Annotated in this window: 17 protein-coding genes; 13 read left to right on the plus strand and 4 right to left on the minus strand. The window is 60.3% G+C overall.

Annotation, left to right across the window (positions count from 1 at the left end):
* Positions 1-109: 109 nt before the first annotated feature.
* On the minus strand, positions 110-610 hold the full coding sequence (tpx, locus tag MF6394_RS27680; protein ID WP_032892046.1) for a thiol peroxidase: 501 nt from the start codon (positions 608-610) through the stop codon (positions 110-112).
* A gap of 245 nt (positions 611-855) precedes the next feature.
* On the minus strand, positions 856-1,257 hold the full coding sequence (locus MF6394_RS27685) for a hypothetical protein (protein ID WP_044273517.1): 402 nt from the start codon (positions 1,255-1,257) through the stop codon (positions 856-858).
* 242 nt (positions 1,258-1,499) lie between these two features.
* Between MF6394_RS27685 and MF6394_RS27690 the strand changes: the two genes are divergently transcribed.
* The 11 genes from MF6394_RS27690 to MF6394_RS27740 all read left to right on the plus strand — a co-directional run bounded on the left by MF6394_RS27690 (position 1,500) and on the right by MF6394_RS27740 (position 15,654).
* Positions 1,500-2,789 carry a glycosyltransferase gene (locus tag MF6394_RS27690; RefSeq protein ID WP_078467957.1) on the plus strand — a complete coding sequence of 430 codons (1,290 nt, stop codon included), beginning with the start codon at positions 1,500-1,502 and terminating at the stop codon, positions 2,787-2,789.
* A gap of 72 nt (positions 2,790-2,861) precedes the next feature.
* The gene (locus MF6394_RS27695; protein ID WP_047710743.1) at positions 2,862-3,767 is read left to right on the plus strand and encodes an AraC family transcriptional regulator; all 906 of its coding nucleotides are present in this window, start codon (positions 2,862-2,864) and stop codon (positions 3,765-3,767) included.
* A 331-nt stretch (positions 3,768-4,098) separates the two neighbouring features.
* Positions 4,099-4,335: a DUF6124 family protein gene (locus tag MF6394_RS27700; RefSeq protein WP_047710742.1), complete on the plus strand. Its 237-nt coding sequence runs from the start codon at positions 4,099-4,101 to the stop codon at positions 4,333-4,335.
* Between the two features lie 201 nt (positions 4,336-4,536).
* Positions 4,537-5,847 carry an ABC transporter substrate-binding protein gene (locus MF6394_RS27705; RefSeq protein WP_032892053.1) on the plus strand — a complete coding sequence of 437 codons (1,311 nt, stop codon included), beginning with the start codon at positions 4,537-4,539 and terminating at the stop codon, positions 5,845-5,847.
* 140 nt (positions 5,848-5,987) lie between these two features.
* The gene (locus MF6394_RS27710) at positions 5,988-6,878 is read left to right on the plus strand and encodes a carbohydrate ABC transporter permease (protein WP_014718700.1); all 891 of its coding nucleotides are present in this window, start codon (positions 5,988-5,990) and stop codon (positions 6,876-6,878) included.
* 10 nt (positions 6,879-6,888) lie between these two features.
* Entirely contained in the window at positions 6,889-7,719 is an 831-nt protein-coding gene (locus MF6394_RS27715; protein ID WP_005788583.1) for a carbohydrate ABC transporter permease, read from the plus strand.
* Positions 7,720-7,741: 22 nt separating this feature from the next.
* Entirely contained in the window at positions 7,742-8,845 is a 1,104-nt protein-coding gene (locus MF6394_RS27720; protein WP_078467958.1) for an ABC transporter ATP-binding protein, read from the plus strand.
* An 18-nt stretch (positions 8,846-8,863) separates the two neighbouring features.
* Positions 8,864-10,345, plus strand: coding sequence for a mannitol dehydrogenase family protein (locus MF6394_RS27725; protein WP_078467959.1), 1,482 nt, complete (start codon positions 8,864-8,866; stop codon positions 10,343-10,345).
* A gap of 136 nt (positions 10,346-10,481) precedes the next feature.
* Complete coding sequence (xylB, locus tag MF6394_RS27730; protein WP_078467960.1) at positions 10,482-11,963, plus strand: xylulokinase; 1,482 nt, start codon at positions 10,482-10,484, stop codon at positions 11,961-11,963.
* A 12-nt stretch (positions 11,964-11,975) separates the two neighbouring features.
* Positions 11,976-12,914, plus strand: coding sequence for a carbohydrate kinase family protein (locus MF6394_RS27735; protein ID WP_078467961.1), 939 nt, complete (start codon positions 11,976-11,978; stop codon positions 12,912-12,914).
* Between the two features lie 145 nt (positions 12,915-13,059).
* A complete protein-coding gene (locus tag MF6394_RS27740) occupies positions 13,060-15,654 on the plus strand; it encodes an autotransporter family protein (protein ID WP_078467962.1) in 2,595 nt (864 codons plus the stop codon).
* A 72-nt stretch (positions 15,655-15,726) separates the two neighbouring features.
* On the opposite strand, the gene MF6394_RS27745 is transcribed toward MF6394_RS27740, so the two are convergent.
* Complete coding sequence (locus tag MF6394_RS27745; RefSeq protein WP_044273505.1) at positions 15,727-15,996, minus strand: DUF1652 domain-containing protein; 270 nt, start codon at positions 15,994-15,996, stop codon at positions 15,727-15,729.
* Positions 15,997-16,365: 369 nt separating this feature from the next.
* Here MF6394_RS27745 and MF6394_RS27750 point away from each other — a divergent pair, with 369 nt between their 5' ends.
* Positions 16,366-16,566 carry a ParD-like family protein gene (locus MF6394_RS27750; RefSeq protein ID WP_003190946.1) on the plus strand — a complete coding sequence of 67 codons (201 nt, stop codon included), beginning with the start codon at positions 16,366-16,368 and terminating at the stop codon, positions 16,564-16,566.
* Positions 16,566-17,345 carry a type I methionyl aminopeptidase gene (gene map / locus MF6394_RS27755; RefSeq protein WP_078467963.1) on the plus strand — a complete coding sequence of 260 codons (780 nt, stop codon included), beginning with the start codon at positions 16,566-16,568 and terminating at the stop codon, positions 17,343-17,345. The genes MF6394_RS27750 and map overlap by 1 nt, the downstream gene beginning before the upstream one ends.
* 37 nt (positions 17,346-17,382) lie before the next feature.
* On the opposite strand, the gene sfnG is transcribed toward map, so the two are convergent.
* Positions 17,383-18,507 (minus strand): dimethylsulfone monooxygenase SfnG, encoded by a 1,125-nt coding sequence (sfnG, locus tag MF6394_RS27760; protein WP_078467964.1) that lies wholly within the window; start codon positions 18,505-18,507, stop codon positions 17,383-17,385.
* Between the last annotated feature and the right edge of the window lie 673 nt (positions 18,508-19,180).

The raw sequence follows: 19,180 nt of genomic DNA on the forward strand, positions 1-19,180 counted from the left end.
GCTATTTCGCTAAGCCGCTGACGCTCAAATAAAAACGGCCTGGACTAGGCCAGGCCGCAATCATGCATCATACGTGTTACTGCCAAACGACAGTCATACGTAGAAACAGTTACTTCAACACAGCCAGGGCGGCGTCGTAGTTTGGCTCTTCAGCGATTTCCTTGACCAGCTCGCTGTGCAGCACGTTGTCGTTTTCGTCCAGTACCACGACAGCGCGTGCGGTCAGGCCTTTGAGCGGGCCGTCGGCAATGGCCACACCGTAATCAACAGCGAAGTCCGAATCACGGAAGTCCGACAGGTTCTTCACGTTTTCCAGGCCTTCGGAGCCGCAGAAACGTGCCTGGGCGAATGGCAGGTCGGTGGAGATGCACAGCACCACGGTGTTGGCCACGTCGTTGGCCTGGGCGTTGAACTTGCGCACCGAAGTGGCGCAGGTTGGGGTGTCAACGCTTGGGAAGATGTTCAGCACTTTGCGCTTGCCGGCAAAGGTAGCCAGGGTGGCGTTGGACAGATCGCCGGCGGTCAGGGTGAAGTCTGCGGCTTTTGCGCCGACTTTCGGCAAATCGCCTTCAACCTGGACCGGGTTGCCTTTAAGAGTGACTTGAGCCATGAACAGAATCCTTATGCTGGGTTTGGTTAAACGAATTCGAGAGGCGGAAGTTAACCACAAAGTGCCGAAGCTACCTACCGCCAGACACAAATTGTCATGTCCCCACGCATGATCAATACCGACACCGCCTGGAATCGGGCGCGAACACGTGCTTACCCGCCGAAATTGCGCTGATATAGATTCAGTTCGATAGATAGGAAATGCCGGGCACCGGGGGTGCCCGGCAAGACGTTGGCGCTCGCGAGCTAGATGCTTACGGCATGCGTCGCTATTGCCCGATCATCGGGTCCGGACATATCAAAGATAAACTCTGCCCTGAACGTTATCGTCTGAGTCCCGCTCGGAATCGCTACTGACTTGTAGTTTGACCAAGTATGCCACTGCCCATCCTGCATACGGTCATCGGGCGAGTCCAGGTCCCATACAGTGTTGTTGCCGACCTTGACATCGTAATTAATATTGGCTTTGTTACGTGAACTATCGCCCTTGATCATGTAGTCCTCGGTTGTCAACGTCAGCGTGTTACCTGAGCGCTGAAACCTGATACGCAAATTGCCGCTATAGCCGGTAACACCCCTTGTCAATGTGACGTTATGCCAGTCAGCTTCAACCGCGTTCCCCTTGTTGGTTTGTTCATGGTCATCCATGGTAGGCACCTCCTGAAAACGATTTGATGAGTTTCCGACCGCCCTACATCCGGAAAGCTGTAGCGAACCTAACACCCTGCACAAGCCGCGATAACTGTGAACGTTGACAGGCCACAAGCTCATTTCGCAATTAAAATCCACGCATTAATCAGCATTTCCTCGCAAGGCTTGTTGCGCCGCAAAAGTGTGATTTAATCAGCCGCTTTTTTAGGCCCGCCCCGACGGCACGAAGGACTCATTTCATGCATCAACCCGCCACCAAAGTCCTGGTCATTGGCTACGTCTGGCCCGAACCCCGTTCTTCTGCAGCGGGCGGGCATATGATGCAAATCCTTGAGAGTTTTCTTACGCAAGGTTGGGACATTACCTTCAGCAGCCCCGCCACCATTGGCGAGCACAAGGCCGACTTGCCCGCACTCGGGATCGCCGAACGCGCCATCGAACTGAATAACAGCAGTTTCGATGACTTTGTCCGCGAACTGGCCCCGGACATTGTGCTGTTCGACCGTTTCATGATGGAGGAGCAATTCGGCTGGCGCGTGGAACAATGCTGCCCCGACGCGCTGCGGGTGCTGGAGACCTCCGACCTGCAAAGCCTGCGCGACGCTCGCCACCAGCGTTTCAAGGAGCAGGTGAAAGCCAACCCCGACAGCGACGACTTCAGCGCCCTGTTCGCGCCGGCATTGGAGGACGAGTTCCAGCGCATGGCCGATACCGACCTGGCCAAACGCGAAATCGCCGCGATTTACCGCTGTGACATCAGCCTGATGATCTCCGACGTGGAAATCCGCCTGCTCACCGAACAGTTCAAGGTGCCTGCCGCCCTGCTCCACTGGTGCCCGTTGATGCTGCAACCGCCCAGCGCTGCATTTGCGCCCTTTGAAGACCGTGCGCATTTCCTCAGCATCGGCAACTTCCGCCACGCGCCCAACTGGGATGCGGTGCTGTGGATGAAGCACAGCCTGTGGCCACTGATTCGCCAACAACTGCCGGGCGCGCAGTTGCACATCTACGGCGCCTACACCCCGCCCAAGGCCACCGCCCTGCACAACCCGGCGCAGGGTTTCCATGTGATGAACTGGGCCGAAGATGCATTGCACGTCATGACCGCCGCGCGTATCTGCCTGGCACCGCTGCGCTTTGGCGCCGGCATCAAGGGCAAGTTGGTGGACGCCATGCTGTGTGGCACGCCGAATGTCCCCACCCCCATCGGCGCCGAGGCCATGGGCGATGACCAACCCTGGCCCGGCGTGATCGCACAGGACGCCCCGGCCCTGGCCGCCGCTGCCGTGGCCCTTTACCAAGACCGCGAGCGCTGGACTCAAGCCCAGGAGCATGGGCGCCAACTGCTGGCCCGACGCTATGACCAGGACGTGCACGGGCCCGCCTTGGTGGAATGCCTGGAACGTTGCCGCAGCAACCTTGCCGTCCATCGCCGGGACAACTTCACCGGCAGCATGCTGCGCCACCACGCGCATAAAAGTACCCAGTACATGTCCCAGTGGATCGAGGCCAAAAACCGCACCCTATAAACACTGGCGCTGGCGAGGTCGCGCGGGACGGGGCATTATCCTACGCAGCAACCACAATAAAGCGACGGCAGCATGACCCGAGCAACGCGCATCACCGACCCTTCCTACGAGCTGATGGACGACCACAACGGCCTGTCCATCATCTATCGCCAGCACGGCTTCCCCTGCCCCCTGGTGCGCTGGCATTTCCACAAGGAATACGAACTGCACCTGATCGTCGCCAGCTCCGGCAAGGTGTTTATCGGCGACTACATCGGCAACTTCTACCCCGAAAGCCTGTTCCTCACCGGCCCCAACCTGCCCCATAACTGGATCAGCCAGGTGGAAGAAGACGAAGTCGTGCCCAAGCGCGACATGCTGGTGAACTTCACCGATGAATTGTTCGAACACGGCAGCCACATCTTCACCGAACTCAAAAGCCTGGCGCCGCTGCTTGAACGTGCGCAATACGGCATCGAGTTTCGCTGCAAAAAAACCATCGCCCACGCCATGACCCTGATGCAACGCATCGAAGACGCCCGGGGCATGGCACGCCTGGGGCACTTCTTTATCTTGCTGGAAGTGTTGAGCGCCTGTGAGGACTACCAGTTACTGTCCGGCGTGACCACGCCACAGCAAGCCGACGAACACAGCATCGACCGCACCAACCGCGCGGTGGACTACATCTTTGCCCACTACGCCCGCGAGCTGCCGCTTGAGGAAGTGGCGGAGTACCTGGGGATGAAGCCAACGTATTTTTCCAGGGTGTTCAAACAGGCGACCGGGCGCACTTTTATTGAATTCGTCAATCGGCTGCGTATCAGCAAGTCCTGTGAATTGCTGGCCGATGGGGACAAGGCCGTGACGGATGTGTGTTTTGAGTCGGGGTTTAATAATATTTCCAACTTTAATCGGCGGTTTCAGCAGCTTAAGGGGATGACGCCGTCTCACTATCGGCGGTTGGCGGTGCAGCGGTTGACGGAGCAGAATTTGGCTTGAGGTTGATCGTTCGTCTAGGTAGTGGGAAACAGAAACGTCTTACAAGCCTTTGAGGTTGCCCCTAGGACACTCGATCTCTAGTCTCCTTACACCGCTGCAAACGCAGCGGTCGGGCGTCGCGGCCCGTATTTCTTCAGACGCAAAAGCGTCGTGTGTCCTTTCAGTTGGCGCTTTTTTATCGTCTACTGTGCGGCGCTATGGCGGCTGTGCGCGGGATACCTTCGGGTATGCCGATGTTCTGGAGAGTCGGTCCGCGAACCCGCGTACAGCTGCCACCCCCATCGCGTCGCGGCGATCAATGGCAGCTCCTTAATATCTCCGGAGTTTCACCATGATCAAACCCACACCAAATCCCCCTGCCAGCGTGCTATTCACCGTTAAAGACGGCCTCTGCACCCAAGACCTACTCGTCAACCTCAGCGAATCCCTCGCCTCTGCCCACGCCCTCACCTGCGATTTCGCCTTTGAACTCGACGGCTCGCGACGAGAAGGTGCGCTGGGTATTGCACAGTTGATTGAGGTATCCAGGTTGTTGGCTGAACGCGTATTGGCTGATATCGAGCGCTAAATCCTGCATCGATCGCCCTCAAGCTTCGTTTGAGGGCGATCACCGAGTGCAAAAAAGTATCAGTGAGCGTGCTCCCAAGGATTTGTCACCGCCGCTTTTGAAGGCTGTAATCAACGCACACTCTTCCTGACTCCTGGTAGGAAGACACAACAACAATAACCGTCCTTCTGTAGCCCCCTGGGCGCGGAAATGGAGTGCGCGATGAAGTTCACAGCAAAAGCATTGCTTGCCTGCACCTGCATGACCCTCAGCGCCGTCAGCCTTGGCGCGCAAACCCTGACCATTGCCACCGTCAATAACAGCGACATGATCCGCATGCAGAAGCTCTCGAAAACCTTCGAGGCCGAGCATCCGGAGATCAAGTTGAACTGGGTGGTGCTCGAAGAAAACGTGCTGCGCCAACGCCTGACCACCGACATCGCCACCCAAGGCGGGCAGTTCGATGTGTTGACCATCGGCATGTACGAAGCCGCACTCTGGGGCGCCAAGGGGTGGCTGGAGCCGATGAAGGACTTGCCGGCGTCCTACGACCTCGACGATGTGTTCCCTTCGGTGCGTGACGGTTTGTCGGTCAAGGGCTCGTTGTACGCCCTGCCGTTCTACGCCGAAAGCTCGATCACCTATTACCGCACCGACCTGTTCAAGGACGCCGGGCTGAGCATGCCCGAGCACCCGACCTGGAGCCAGATCGGCGAATTCGCCGCCAAACTCACCGACAAATCCAAAGAGCAATACGGCCTGTGCCTGCGCGGCAAAGCCGGTTGGGGTGAGAACATGGCGCTGATCACCACCCTGGCCAACGGCTTCGGCGCGCGCTGGTTCGATGAGAAGTGGCAGCCAGAATTCAACGGCCCCGAGTGGAAGAATGCGCTGAACTTCTACGTCGACAACATGAAAAAATCCGGCCCGCCGGGCGCCTCCAGCAACGGCTTCAATGAAAACCTGGCGCTGTTCAACAGCGGCAAGTGCGCGATCTGGGTGGATGCCAGCGTGGCCGGCTCGTTTGTCACCGACAAGAGCCAGAGCAAGGTCGCAGACCATGTGGGCTTTACCTTCGCGCCCCATGAGAAAACCGACAAGGGCACCTCGTGGCTGTACTCCTGGAGCCTGGCGATCCCCACCAGTTCCAAGGCCAAGGACGCCGCCAAGGTGTTCACCAGTTGGGCCACCTCCAAGGAATACGGCCAGCTCGTGGCCAAGACCGATGGCATCGCCAACGTGCCGCCCGGTACGCGCCAATCCACCTACAGCGACGAGTACATGAAGGCCGCGCCGTTCGCCAAGGTGACGCTGGAGTCGCTGAAAGTGGCCGACCCGACCAAGCCAACCGAGAAACCGGTGCCGTATATCGGTATCCAGTTGGTGACCATTCCGGAATTCCAGGCGATTGGTACCCAGGTGGGCAAGTTCTTCTCGGGTGCGTTGACCGGTCAGCAAACCGTCGATGCTGCATTGACCGCCGCGCAGAACACCACCGAGCGGGAAATGAAGCGGGCTGGTTATCCTAAATAGTACGGAACCCCGTAATTAATGTGGGAGCGGGCTTGCTCGCGAATGCGTTCTTCCAGTTGATGCATCCGTGACTGACACACCGCCTTCGCGAGCAAGCCCGCTCCCACAGTTCTGTATACATCTGACTGGTTCTGATCACCATGAATACACCCACCAAAAACCGCCTGGCCAACCCCGGCTGGTTTCTCGTCAGCCCCTCGGTGGCCTTGCTGCTGCTGTGGATGATCGTGCCGCTGGGCATGACCCTGTACTTTTCGCTGATCCGCTACAACCTGCTCTACCCCGGCGAAAACCAATTCGTGGGGCTGGAGAACTTCAGCTACTTCATCACCGATTCGGGCTTCCTGCCCGGCGCCACCAATACCCTGTTGCTGGTGGGCAGCGTGTTGCTGATCAGCGTGGTGTTCGGCGTGTTGATCAGTGCGCTGCTGGAGGCCAGTGAGTTTCTGGGGCGCGGCATCGTGCGGGTGATGCTGATCTCGCCGTTCTTCATCATGCCCACCGTGGGCGCGCTGATCTGGAAGAACCTGATTTTTCACCCGGTGTCGGGGATCCTCGCTGCCGTATGGAAGTTCTTCGGCGCCGAGCCGGTGGACTGGCTGGCGCATTACCCGCTGCTGTCGATCATCATCATTGTGTCGTGGCAATGGCTGCCCTTCGCGATCCTGCTGCTGATGACCGCCATGCAGTCCCTGGACCAGGAGCAAAAAGAAGCCGCACGCCTGGACGGTGCCGGCGCCATTGCGATCTTCTGGCACCTGACCTTGCCCCACCTGGCCCGCCCGATTGCCGTGGTGGTGATGATCGAAACCATCTTCCTGCTCTCGGTGTTCGCCGAAATCTTCACCACCACCAACGGTGGCCCCGGCTACGCCTCCACCAACCTCGCCTACCTGATCTACAACCAGGCGCTGGTGCAGTTCGACGTGGGCATGGCCTCGGCCGGCGGCTTGATTGCCGTGGTCATCGCCAATATCGCGGCGATCATCCTGGTGCGGATGATCGGCAAAAACCTGACTGACAAGCCTTGAGGGCCGCGCCATGACGCTTCAACAATCCCGCCGCCTGCAAAGCCTGTTGCTCGGCACGTTGGCCTGGGCCATCGCGATCCTGATTTTCTTTCCGATCTTCTGGATGGTGCTGACCAGTTTCAAGACCGAAATCGACGCGTTCGCCACCCCGCCGCAGTTCATCTTCACGCCGACGCTGGAGAACTACCTGCACATCAACGAGCGCAGCAACTACTTCGCCTATGCCTGGAATTCGGTAGTGATCTCGTTCAGCGCTACCGCCCTGTGCCTGCTGATTTCGGTGCCGGCCGCCTACTCCATGGCGTTCTACGAAACCCAGCGTACCAAGGGCACGCTGCTGTGGATGTTGTCCACCAAGATGCTGCCGCCGGTGGGCGTGCTGATGCCGATCTACCTGCTGGCCAAGAGCTTTGGCCTGTTGGACACGCGCATTGCGCTGATCATCATCTACACCCTGATCAACCTGCCGATTGTGGTGTGGATGGTGTACACCTACTTCAAAGATATCCCCAAGGACATCCTCGAAGCCGCCCGCCTGGACGGCGCCACCCTGTGGCAGGAAATGGTCCGCGTGCTGCTGCCCATCGCCAAGGGTGGCCTGGCGTCCACGGTGTTGCTGTCGTTGATCCTGTGCTGGAACGAGGCGTTCTGGTCGCTGAACTTGACCTCCTCCAGCGCCGCGCCGTTGACCGCCTTGATCGCCTCTTACTCCAGCCCCGAAGGTTTGTTCTGGGCCAAGTTATCCGCCGTCTCGACCCTGGCCTGCGCGCCGATCCTGATCTTTGGCTGGATCAGCCAGAAGCAGTTGGTACGCGGTTTGTCCTTTGGCGCCGTCAAATAATAATTCGAAAAGGAGGCCCATCATGGCCAACCTGAAAATCAAGAATCTGCAAAAAGGCTTCGAAGGTTTTTCCATCATCAAGGGCATTGACCTGGAAGTGAACGACAAAGAGTTCGTGGTGTTTGTCGGCCCGTCGGGTTGTGGCAAGTCCACGCTGCTACGCCTGATCGCCGGCCTGGAAGAAGTCACTGAAGGTACCATCGAGCTCGATGGCCGCGACATCACCGAAGTCACCCCGGCCAAGCGCGACCTGGCCATGGTGTTCCAGACCTACGCGCTGTACCCGCACATGAGCGTGCGCAAGAACATGTCGTTTGCCCTGGACCTGGCGGGCGTCGACAAGAAACTGGTCGAGAGCAAAGTCAGCGAAGCGGCGCGCATCCTTGAGCTGGGGCCTTTGCTGGAGCGCAAGCCCAAGCAGCTCTCGGGTGGCCAGCGCCAGCGCGTGGCGATTGGCCGTGCGATTGTGCGCAACCCGAAGATCTTCCTGTTCGACGAACCGCTGTCCAACCTCGACGCGGCGCTGCGTGTGCAGATGCGCCTGGAACTGGCGCGCCTGCATAAAGAACTGCAAGCGACCATGATCTACGTAACCCACGACCAGGTCGAAGCCATGACCCTGGCCGACAAGGTGGTGGTGCTCAACAGCGGGCGCATCGAACAGGTCGGCTCGCCGCTGGAGCTGTACCACCAGCCGGCCAACCTGTTCGTGGCGGGCTTTCTCGGCACGCCGAAGATGGGCTTCCTCAAGGGCCAGGTCACCCGCGTCGACAGCCAAGGCTGCGAGGTGCAACTGGACGCTGGCACCCTGATCAGCCTGCCGTTGAGCGGCGCCACCCTGAGCGTGGGCAGCGCGGTGACCCTGGGCATTCGTCCCGAGCACCTGGAAATGGCCACGCCAGGGCAAACCACCCTGACCGTCACCGCCGACGTCGGCGAGCGCCTGGGCAGCGACACCTTCTGCCACGTCATCACCCGCAACGGTGAACCGTTGACCATGCGTATCCGTGGCGACATGGCCAGCCAATACGGCGAGACGCTGCAGCTGCACCTGGACCCGGCGCACTGCCATCTGTTCGACACCGATGGCGTCGCCGTGGCCCGCCCACTGCGCGCTGCCGCCTGATTTCGTGAGTATTTCCCGATGAAATTGAATAAAGCCAACCTCACCCAACTGGCGCCCGAAGTGCAGGTACCGACCTACGCGCTTGCCGACACCCGCCAGGGCATCGCGCACATTGGCGTCGGCGGTTTCCACCGTGCGCACCAGGCGTTTTACACCGATGCCCTGATGAACACCGGCGAAGGCCTGGACTGGGGCATCTGCGGCGTCGGCCTGCGCAGTGAAGACCGCAAGGCCCGCGACGACCTGGCCGGCCAGGATTACTTGTTCACCCTGTATGAACTGGGCGACACCGACGACACGCAAGTGCGCGTGATCGGCTCGATCAGCGACATGCTGCTGGCCGAAGACGGCGCCCAGGCGCTGATCGATAAGCTCGCCAGCCCGCAGATCCGCATCGTCTCGCTGACCATCACCGAAGGCGGCTACTGCATCGATGACAGCAACGGCGAGTTCATGGCCCACCTGCCGCAGATCCAGCATGACCTGGCGCACCCGAGGGCACCGAAAACCGTGTTCGGCTTTATCTGCGCCGCGCTGACTCAGCGCCGCGCCGCCGGCACCCCGGCCTTTACGGTGATGTCCTGCGATAACCTGCCCCACAACGGCGCCGTCACCCGCAAGGCCCTGCTGGCCTTCGCCGCCCTGCACGACGCCGGGCTGCATGACTGGATTGAGGCCAACGTGAGCTTCCCGAATGCCATGGTCGACCGCATCACGCCAATGACCAGCACCGCCCACCGCCTGCAACTGCACGACCAGCACGGGATCGACGACGCCTGGCCGGTGGTGTGCGAGCCGTTTGTGCAGTGGGTGCTGGAAGACAAATTCGTCAACGGTCGCCCGGCCTGGGAAAAGGTCGGCGTGCAGTTCACCGATGACGTCACGCCTTACGAAGAAATGAAAATCGGCCTGCTCAACGGCAGCCACCTGGCCCTCACGTACCTGGGGTTCCTCAAGGGCTACCGGTTCGTTCACGAGACCATGAACGACCCCGTGTTCGTGGCGTATATGCGCGCCTACATGGACCTGGACGTCACGCCGAACCTGGCACCGGTGCCCGGTATCGACCTGACCGAATACAAGCAGACCCTGGTGGAGCGCTTTTCCAACCAGGCGATTGCCGACCAATTGGAGCGCGTGTGCTCCGACGGTTCATCGAAGTTTCCCAAGTTCACCGTGCCGACCATCAACCGCCTGATTGCCGACTGCCGCGAGACTGAACGCGCGGCCCTGGTGGTGGCGGCCTGGGCGTTGTACTTGAAAGGCGTGGATGAAAACGGCGTGCGCTACAGCATCCCGGACCCACGGGCAGCGTTCTGCCAGGAGCTGGTGAGCGATGACGCGCTGATCAGCCAGCGGTTGCTGGGGGTGGAAGAGATTTTTGGCACGGCTATTCCCAAGTCGGCGGCGTTTGTGGCAGCGTTCGAGCGTTGCTATGCAAGCCTGCGTGACAAAGGCGTCACGGCCACGCTGCAAAACCTCCTGAACAAACCGGATTAAACATGTGGGAGCTGGCTTGCCTGCGATAGCGGTCCGGCAGTCACTGCAGGGTTGACTGGACCACCGCTATCGCAGGCAAGCCAGCTCCCACATCGACCGTATTTCCAACCCAATAATAATGCTGAGCACCCACCTCATGACCCAGCAAAACCTCTACCTCGGCATCGATTGCGGCACCCAGGGCACCAAAGCCATCGTCCTCGATGCGTCCAGCGGCAAGGTGCTGGGCCTGGGCGCCGCCGCGCACAGCTTGATCAGCGGCGCCAATGGCCGTCGTGAACAACACACCCAGGAGTGGCTGGACGCCTTCACCGCCGCCACCCACCGTGCGCTGCAACAGGCCGGCGTGGACGGCCAGGACATCCTCGGCATCGGCGTGTCCGGCCAGCAACACGGCCTGGTGCTACTGGACGAACAAGGTGAAGTGTTGCGCCCGGCCAAGCTGTGGTGCGACACCGAAACCACGCCGGAGAACGACCGGCTGCTGCAGCATCTGGGGGGCGAACGTGGGTCCCTGGAGCGCCTGGGTGTGGCCATCGCACCGGGCTACACCGTGTCCAAGCTGCTCTGGACCCTTGAACAGCACCCGGACGTCTTCGCGCGCATTGCCCATATCCTGCTGCCCCACGATTACCTCAACTACTGGCTCACCGGCCGCGCCTGCGCCGAGTATGGCGATGCGTCGGGCACCGGTTACTTCAACGTGCGCCGCCGCGAATGGGATGTGGCATTGCTCCAGCACATCGACCCCAGCGGCCGCCTGCAAGCCGCGTTGCCGACACTGATCGAAGCCGACCAAGCGGTGGGCACGATCCTGCCGGCCATCGCCGAGCGCCTGGGCATCAACCCTGACGCGGTGGTGTCCAGTGGCGGCGGCGACAATATGATGGGCGCCATTGGCACCGGCAATATCGCCCCCGGGGTGATCACCATGAGCCTGGGTTCATCGGGCACCGTGTATGCCTTTGCCGACCAGGCAAACGTCAGCCCCCAAGCCTCGGTCGCGACCTTCTGCTCCTCCAGCGGCGGTTGGCTGCCGCTGATTTGCACCATGAACCTGACCAACGCCACCGGCGTGATCCGCGAGCTGTTCGAACTGGACCTCGACGCCTTCAACGCCTTGGTCGAACAGGCGCCCATCGGCGCCGATGGGGTGAGCATGCTGCCGTTTCTCAACGGTGAACGCGTGCCCGCCCTGCCCCACGCCACTGGCAGCCTGCAGGGCCTGACCATGACCAACCTGACCCGGGCCAACCTGTGCCGCGCGGTGGTCGAAGGCACCACCTTCGGCCTGCGTTATGGCCTCGACCTGCTGCGCCAGACCGGCCTGCAAAGCCAGAGCATCCGCCTGATCGGTGGCGGCTCGAAAAGCCCGCTGTGGCGGCAGATGGTCGCCGATATCATGCACACCGAAGTGGTGTGTACCGAACAGAGCGAGGCCGCCGCCCTGGGCGCGGCGATCCAGGCGGCGTGGTGCCAGAGCGGTGAACCGCTGGCCAGCCTGTGCGACAAATGCGTGAGCGTTGACCCTGCCAGCCGTACCTTACCCGTGGCGGCCAATGTCAGCGCTTATCAACAGGCGTATGAGCGTTATCAACAGCACGTGGCAACCCTTTAAGAGCGAGCAACTATGTATCTGGTGTGTGGTGAAGCGCTGTTTGATTTCTTCAGCGAGGAGGATGCCAGCGGGCAGGCCGCCAAGCTCAACTACAAGGCGATTGCCGGTGGCTCGCCGTTCAACGTGGCGGTGGGTTTGCGGCGCCTGGGGATCGAGTCGGCGTTCTTTGCCGGCTTGTCCACCGATTACCTCGGAAGGCGCTTGCAGCAGGTACTGAAAGACGAAGGCATCAGCGAAGGCTTTCTGGTGGAGTTCGACGCGCCGACCACCTTGGCGATGGTCGCCGTGGGTGCCAACGGCTCGCCGCAGTACAGCTTTCGCGGCGAAGGCTGCGCCGATCGGCAATTGCAACTGACGCACCTGCCGCCCCTGGGCGATGAGATTCGCGGGCTGCATGTGGGCTCGTTTTCACTGGTGGTACAGCCCATTGGTGACACGCTGCTGAACCTGGTCAAGCGTGAAAGCGGCAAGCGCCTGATCAGCCTCGACCCCAACGTGCGCCTTAACCCGCAGCCCGATATTCAGCTGTGGCGCGCGCGCGTCGCAGAGCTGGTGCAACACGCCGACCTGATCAAGGTCAGCGACGAAGACCTGCACCTGCTCTACCCCGACCAGGCACCGGAAAGCGTGCTGCAAGGCTGGCTGCAACACCGTTGCCAATTGGTGTTCCTCACCCGTGGCGGCGACGGCGCGTCGGTATTCAGCCGTCAGCATGGCACCTGGTCGCAACCTGCGGTCAAGGTGGTGATGGCCGATACAGTGGGCGCTGGTGATACCTTCCAGGCGGCGCTGATTGCGTGGCTGACGGAACAGCAGTTGGATTCAGTTGACGGGCTGCAAAACCTGAGCCGCGAGCAGATCGACGCCATGCTGGGTTTCGCGATTCGGGCTGCCGCCCTGACCTGCGGCAAGACGGGCCCAGACCTGCCCTATCGTCACCAACTGGGTTGAGCCGAGCGGGCAAAAACCCAAAGTGCCATCACGCAGGCCACGTATTCCGTGGCCTGCGCGTCATGTACCAAAAAATTGCACTACTGAAAAACTGTGCTAAACCCAAAAACAGGAGCAGTTAATACAACAAACCTAGGACACCCCCATGCAAAAGCCCAGTGGTTTCTCGACCCGGGCCGTTTTAGCTGTCGGCCTCATCTCATTGCAATACATGATCCCTCAACCCTCCCACGCCGCCTGCGTTCTCACCCCGGGAACCGGTAACGACACCTATACGTGTAACAACGGCAGTAGTGCCGGCCTGACCGATCTTTCCGGGGATAACAGCCTGACGCTCTCCACAGGCGGCGCCATCAATGGCGATGTGACCTTTGGCCCTGGAATAGATACGGTGGAGCTCCGCGACGGCTGGGTCACCGGGATCGTGCAGCAAGGCGACGGTGTTGATCGTGTCGTCATGATGGGTGGGCGAATAGGCGGCCTGCTCCAGGGCGACGGCCGCGACTTGCTTGAAATGTATGACGGCATAATCGACGACGCGTTTGAAGACGGCGATGTGGCCTACCAGCGCGGTGGCAGCATTGGCCGCGTCAATATGAAACTGGACAAGAATTTCTATGAAATGACCGGGGGGAAAATCCTGGGCAACCTGGTCACAGGCTTTGATATCGACACGATCCGCATTTTCGACGGTTTCATCGGTGGCAATATCAGCACCAGCGGCGGTGATGACAGCATCACCGTCAGGGGCGGCGTGATCAATGGCGAGATTCGCGCCAGCGTCGGCAACGATACGTTCCAATGGCTGGGTGGCGGCCAGATCAACTCAGCGGTATTGATGGGTGATGGCGACGACACCGCCCTGCTGCAAGGCTTGAGTGAAAGCACACTGACCCACACACCCTCTATCGACGGTGGCCTGGGCAACGATCAACTGACCTTCGATACTACGACGTCCAGCACCGCCAGCCGCTACCTTGGCTGGGAGACCGTCAACCTCACCAACAAATCGCGCCTGGGCCTGGTCGGGGACTTTTTCTTCGGTGACAGTGACAGCAAAACCGGCATATTCAACATCGACGGCAGCAGTACCCTGGCCGTGACACAAGGCAGCATCCGCCCCTACACCGCCGGGCAACGGGTGACGTTCAATAACGCCGGCACGATCGACATGACCGCTGACAACAGCGCGACCAGCGTGTTGACGGTGCATGGCAACTACGTGGGCAACAACGGCCAGTTGCATCTGCAAACCGTACTCGGCGATGAAAACTCTGCCACCGACAAACTGGTGGTGACCGACGGCAGCATCAGCGGCCACACGCAATTGGCCGTCAGCAACCTCGGCGGTGTCGGTGGGCTTACCCGCAATGACGGAATCGAGGTGGTCCAGGCGCTTAACGGTGCGGTCAGCAGCAACGATGCGTTCGCTTTGAATGGCCCGGTATCCGCTGGGGCCTATCAGTATTTCCTATTCCATGGCGGCACCATCGCGGGCAAGGAAAACAACTGGTACCTGCGATCCTCGGTGGTCGCGGTGCAACCGCCAGCCGTGGTGACGCCGACGCCGCCCGTGATGCCCGCTGCGCCCGTAGCGCCCATTCCGGCAAATCCGCCAGCCGTCGACCCGGACGAGCCGCCTGTCGAACCCCCGACCGCGCAACCGGTAGCACCGGTCGAGTCCCCTGCGCCAGCACCCAACCAGGTTGCGGCGGCCCACTCACCGCAGTCCGCGGCGAGCAACCCGCCATTGCCGACCGCTATCCCCGGTGCCAAGCCGATTCCGTTGTATCGCCCGGAAGTGCCGATCTATTCAGTGGACATCCCGGCGGCGCAGGTCATGACGCTGCAAGCCCTCGGCACCTTTCATGAACGCCAGGGCGAGCAAAGCCTGCTGACCGAGACCGGTGCAGTGCCGGCAGGTTGGGGCCGTGCCTACGGCAGTGACTTCAACAAGAGCTGGTCGGGCATGGTGGCGCCCAGTTTCGACGGCACGTCCAGAGGCTTCCAGGTGGGTCATGATCTCTACGCCGCCCAAACCAGTGGCGGGCAGACGCAACGCTTTGGCCTGTTTATCGGCCAGAGTCGCCTGCGCGGCGACGTCAAAGGGTTTGCGCTGGGCTGGCAAAACCATCGTTCCGGGCGAGTCAAACTCGACGGCGACAATGTCGGCGCCTACTGGACCCTCACTGATCCCACCGGCTGGTACGTCGACCTGGTTGCCATGGGCACGCGCCTGGACGGCGACAACAAGTCCGACCGAGGCGTGAAGATGGACACCAAGGGCCACGCCCTGGCGTTATCCGCCGAGGCCGGCTACCCGATCACGCTGTCCGAGCATTGGGTCGTGGAGCCACAGGCGCAGGTGATCGGCCAGAAGATCGACCTGGATAGCCAGCACGATGGTATTTCCAAGGTCTCGTTTGACTCTCAGGAGTACTGGACCGGCCGCCTCGGCGCGCGCCTCAAGGGCCGCTATCTGGTCAGCAACACACCGGTGGAGCCGTACCTGCGGGCCAATGTCTGGCACACCTTCGGCGGGAGCGACACGGTGACGTACGACGAGGTCGACCGGATCAAAAGCGATCACAAGTCATCCACGGCTGATATTGGCGTCGGTGCTGTGGCTCAATTGTCATCCGCGGTTAGCGCCTATGTGGAGGGCAAATATGGAACCGGGCTGGACGACAATAACTTTGAGGGCGCCAGCGGTAGTATCGGCGTGAGAGTGAGCTGGTAAAGCTGAAGTCTTGTCAGCGTTGGGCCTGGCACATACCAGGCCCACGGTCTCAATTGACCCTCAAGCGATCAACTAGTGATAACCGCGCCCGCCTGCTCGTTGCAGGACCGGTGCGTGGTGGTGCCTGAGGTCCTCACGCAACCCGGTGATCAGGTTGCAAATGGCTCGACTGCTGTCGAGTTTGTCAGCGTTTATACCTTTGACTTCCAAATCCACCCGGTCACGGTCGCGCTCGTCGTAGACCCTGATGGTCAACGACGCATCCTCGGCTTTGGTGCACTCGCACCGTTTAGGCAGGAAACTTCCTTCAATAATGCTGCGAAGCTCTAGTTCTGAAAGCATGGCTAACCTCTCCTTTTTTGAGACTGCCAACCTGTATATGTAACCGACAGGCACTTGCCTGCCACGTCTTGCCAACCTTGGAAGACGCTTTCAATCAGTAAGCCTACTCGGCAAAAACCGCTGTGGTTGTAACCTTTCCTCATAAGCAAGCCGCTTGCTCATATTAAACAAAACGCTCTTTTTGGCATCATCGTCGAACTACATCGATTAAACGTTTAACCCTTAGCGTGGGGGACAGGCGTTTATGTGGAAATCCGTTTTCGGCAACATATCGCAACCAATCAGCCCGCCACCGTTCAGCCGACGGAGGTTTGCGATAAACATACGAAACATATACGATTCGTATATCAATTAAACACAGTGAACCTCATGGGCATCGTCAAGATTACCGATCAGCTGCACGAACAACTGCGCCTGGCCAGCGCCGCCATGGACCGCTCCATCAACGCCCAGGCCGAGTTCTGGATCAAGATCGGCCTGCTCGCCGAACTCAACCCGCACCTGCCCTACAACGAGCTGATCAACAAGCTGCTGCTGGACAAACCCGACCTGATCCGGGGGCGTAGCTGATGATCAAGACGCCCGCACAGTTGGCCGTAATGCGTGAAGCCGGGCGCCTGTTGGCGCAAGTATTCGACATGCTCGACGGCTTCGTCGCCGCCGGCCGCTCTACCCTGGAGCTGGACAGCACCGTCGAAGCCTTCATCCGCAATGACCTCAAGGCCCGCCCTGCCAGCCTGGGGCAATACGACTACCCCTTTTGCATCAACACCTCGATCAACGAGGTGGTGTGCCACGGCATGCCCAGCGCCAAGCAGTTTCTCAAGGACGGCGACATCATCAACATCGACATCACCCTGGAAAAAGGCGGCTTCATTGCCGATTCCAGCAAGATGTACATGATCGGCAACGTAACACCCAAGGCCAGGCGCCTGGTGGACATGACGTTCGAGGCGATGTGGGCCGGTATCCGCCAGGTCAAGCCCGGCGCGCGCCTGGGCGATATCGGCCATGCGATCCAGAACCATGCGCAAGCCAACGGCTACAGCGTAGTGCGCGAATACTGCGGCCACGGCATCGGCCGGCAAATGCACGAAGAGCCGCAAATCCTGCACTTCGGCCGGCCTGGCACCGGCCTGGAACTGCGCGAGGGCATGGTGTTTACCATCGAACCGATGCTTAACCAGGGCAGCGCCAAAACTCGCAGCCTGAAAGACGGCTGGACGGTGGTCACCAAGGACAACAGCCTCTCGGCGCAATGGGAACATACCGTGGCGGTGACGGCGGATGGATTTGAAGTGCTGACCTTGCAAACCCCTCAAAACCTTCACACCCCTCAAACCCTGTAGGAGCGAGCTTGCTCGCGAAGGCCTCAGGGACCGCGCGTTAAACCAGGCTACCCACCTTTTCGTTCACGCTTTTCGCGAGCGAGCTCGCGCCTACAGTGGCCTTGGCTTCAAGCTCGCGCACCAGCGGCAATACACGCTGGCCGAAATACTCCACTTCTTCCTGGAAGTGCAGAAAGCCTGCAAGCACCAAGTCCACCCCCACGGCCTTGAGTGCGACGATGCGCTCGGCGATCTGCTGCGGTGTGCCGATCAGGTTGGTCTTGAAGCCATCGTTGTATTGCACCAGGTCCTCAAAGCTGGACTTGGCCCAGTTACCCTCGCCCTCCGGCGACGCCTTGCCTGCTTGCCTGGCCGCGTCACCAAAGGCATTGACCGCCTCCGGGTCGGCTTGGTCGATGATCTGCGCCAGCACCGCCCGCGCCTCCTCCTCCGTGTCGCGGGCGATCACAAAGGCGTTCACCCCCACCTTCACCGAGTGGTGGTTGGCAGCGGCCTTGGCGCGGATATCATCGACCTGGGCCTTGACGCCTTCGGGCGTGTTGCCGTTGGTGAAATACCAATCCGACACCCGGGCCGCCATGTCCCGAGCCGCCCGCGAACTGCCGCCCTGGAAAATCTCCGGCTGGCCCAGGGGCTTGGGCTTGAGGGTGTACTGGTTGAAGCGATAGAAATCGCCCTTGAAGGTGAAATCGTCCTGGGTCCAGATGCCTTTGAGGGCACGAATAAACTCTTCGGAACGCCGATAGCGCTCATCATGCTCCAGCCAATGCTCGCCAATGGCCTGGAACTCGCCCTTGAACCAGCCACTGACGATATTCACCGCAATACGGCCATTGGTGAGTTGGTCGATGGTCGCCAATTGCTTGGCCGCCAACGCCGGTTGCCACGGCCCGGGCAGAATCGCCGCGATGACCTTGAGGGTGGTGGTTGCCGCGAGCAACGCATGGCTGAACGCCACGGACTCATGCTGGTTCTCGGCGCCATAGCCTGCGGTGAAGCGAATCTGCGTCAAGCCATACTCAAAGCCCGCCGCCTCCGCCAGCTGCGCCAGCTTGCGGTTGTACTCGATGCCCCAGTGGGTGCGCTGTTCAATCTTACTGACGACCAACCCACCGCTGACGTTGGGTACCCAATAGGCAAATTTCACGGCTTGCTGACTCATCGGACGGTACCTCGCACAAGGGATGTACAAGGGCTTACGCAGCAAGCGTGCCAGGGGCAGGCAAATGCCCGTAGCGTGGAGGTTACGAGGCAAAAAGGATGATTGAAGCGCTGGCTTGCCAGTGTCTGGTATCGCAGTGATTTGTGGATCTGCTGTTGCTGAAGCAACAGTGGCGACCGGCGCCGCCAAACGTACTCACGATGCGAAGCGAGCCGCTCTTGATCTGCTCTTGATCTGCTTTTGATCTTAGGCGCCCCGTTAAACCACGCTGGCCGGAATTCGACAGGGATTTGGGGGGTAAACCGGCAGGGATGCCGGTTTAGCCGCCCCGCGCCATGGATGGCGCGTGGCGGCGGCCCCCCAAATCACTGGCGGATTACGGGCACACCGAGCCTAAGCGAGGTGCCGAGTGGTGGGGCAAGAGCCCTTTTGGTTACTTTGGGGGCTCTTTTCCAAAAGTGACCCGCCGTCAGAGCGGAACCCTAAGTGGCCGTTACCGCAGCAATGGATATATACACGGTCCAACTGTGTTGACGGTCAGGCCGTCTTCGCGAGCAAGCCCGCTTGTATGCTAGGACTTGAAGGGAGGAGAAGGGACAAAGCCCGATTCTGACTGTTGACGCAGTACAGACCGTGGGAGATTTCGCCCCTCCTCCTTTCACCCAAGCGCCGA

The organism is Pseudomonas sp. MF6394 (assembly GCF_002018845.1).
GTDB classification, from domain to species: Bacteria; Pseudomonadota; Gammaproteobacteria; order Pseudomonadales; family Pseudomonadaceae; genus Aquipseudomonas; species Aquipseudomonas lactis.

What these genes read in the sequence shown, in the direction of transcription:
- tpx (WP_032892046.1), bottom strand. Translation starts at nt 610, where the DNA reads ATGGCTCAAGTCACTCTTAAAGGCAACCCGGTCCAGGTTGAAGGCGAT.
- MF6394_RS27685 (WP_044273517.1), bottom strand. Translation starts at nt 1,257, where the DNA reads ATGGATGACCATGAACAAACCAACAAGGGGAACGCGGTTGAAGCTGAC.
- MF6394_RS27690 (WP_078467957.1), top strand. Translation starts at nt 1,500, where the DNA reads ATGCATCAACCCGCCACCAAAGTCCTGGTCATTGGCTACGTCTGGCCC.
- MF6394_RS27695 (WP_047710743.1), top strand. Translation starts at nt 2,862, where the DNA reads ATGACCCGAGCAACGCGCATCACCGACCCTTCCTACGAGCTGATGGAC.
- MF6394_RS27700 (WP_047710742.1), top strand. Translation starts at nt 4,099, where the DNA reads ATGATCAAACCCACACCAAATCCCCCTGCCAGCGTGCTATTCACCGTT.
- MF6394_RS27705 (WP_032892053.1), top strand. Translation starts at nt 4,537, where the DNA reads ATGAAGTTCACAGCAAAAGCATTGCTTGCCTGCACCTGCATGACCCTC.
- MF6394_RS27710 (WP_014718700.1), top strand. Translation starts at nt 5,988, where the DNA reads ATGAATACACCCACCAAAAACCGCCTGGCCAACCCCGGCTGGTTTCTC.
- MF6394_RS27715 (WP_005788583.1), top strand. Translation starts at nt 6,889, where the DNA reads ATGACGCTTCAACAATCCCGCCGCCTGCAAAGCCTGTTGCTCGGCACG.
- MF6394_RS27720 (WP_078467958.1), top strand. Translation starts at nt 7,742, where the DNA reads ATGGCCAACCTGAAAATCAAGAATCTGCAAAAAGGCTTCGAAGGTTTT.
- MF6394_RS27725 (WP_078467959.1), top strand. Translation starts at nt 8,864, where the DNA reads ATGAAATTGAATAAAGCCAACCTCACCCAACTGGCGCCCGAAGTGCAG.
- xylB (WP_078467960.1), top strand. Translation starts at nt 10,482, where the DNA reads ATGACCCAGCAAAACCTCTACCTCGGCATCGATTGCGGCACCCAGGGC.
- MF6394_RS27735 (WP_078467961.1), top strand. Translation starts at nt 11,976, where the DNA reads ATGTATCTGGTGTGTGGTGAAGCGCTGTTTGATTTCTTCAGCGAGGAG.
- MF6394_RS27740 (WP_078467962.1), top strand. Translation starts at nt 13,060, where the DNA reads ATGCAAAAGCCCAGTGGTTTCTCGACCCGGGCCGTTTTAGCTGTCGGC.
- MF6394_RS27745 (WP_044273505.1), bottom strand. Translation starts at nt 15,996, where the DNA reads ATGCTTTCAGAACTAGAGCTTCGCAGCATTATTGAAGGAAGTTTCCTG.
- MF6394_RS27750 (WP_003190946.1), top strand. Translation starts at nt 16,366, where the DNA reads ATGGGCATCGTCAAGATTACCGATCAGCTGCACGAACAACTGCGCCTG.
- map (WP_078467963.1), top strand. Translation starts at nt 16,566, where the DNA reads ATGATCAAGACGCCCGCACAGTTGGCCGTAATGCGTGAAGCCGGGCGC.
- sfnG (WP_078467964.1), bottom strand. Translation starts at nt 18,507, where the DNA reads ATGAGTCAGCAAGCCGTGAAATTTGCCTATTGGGTACCCAACGTCAGC.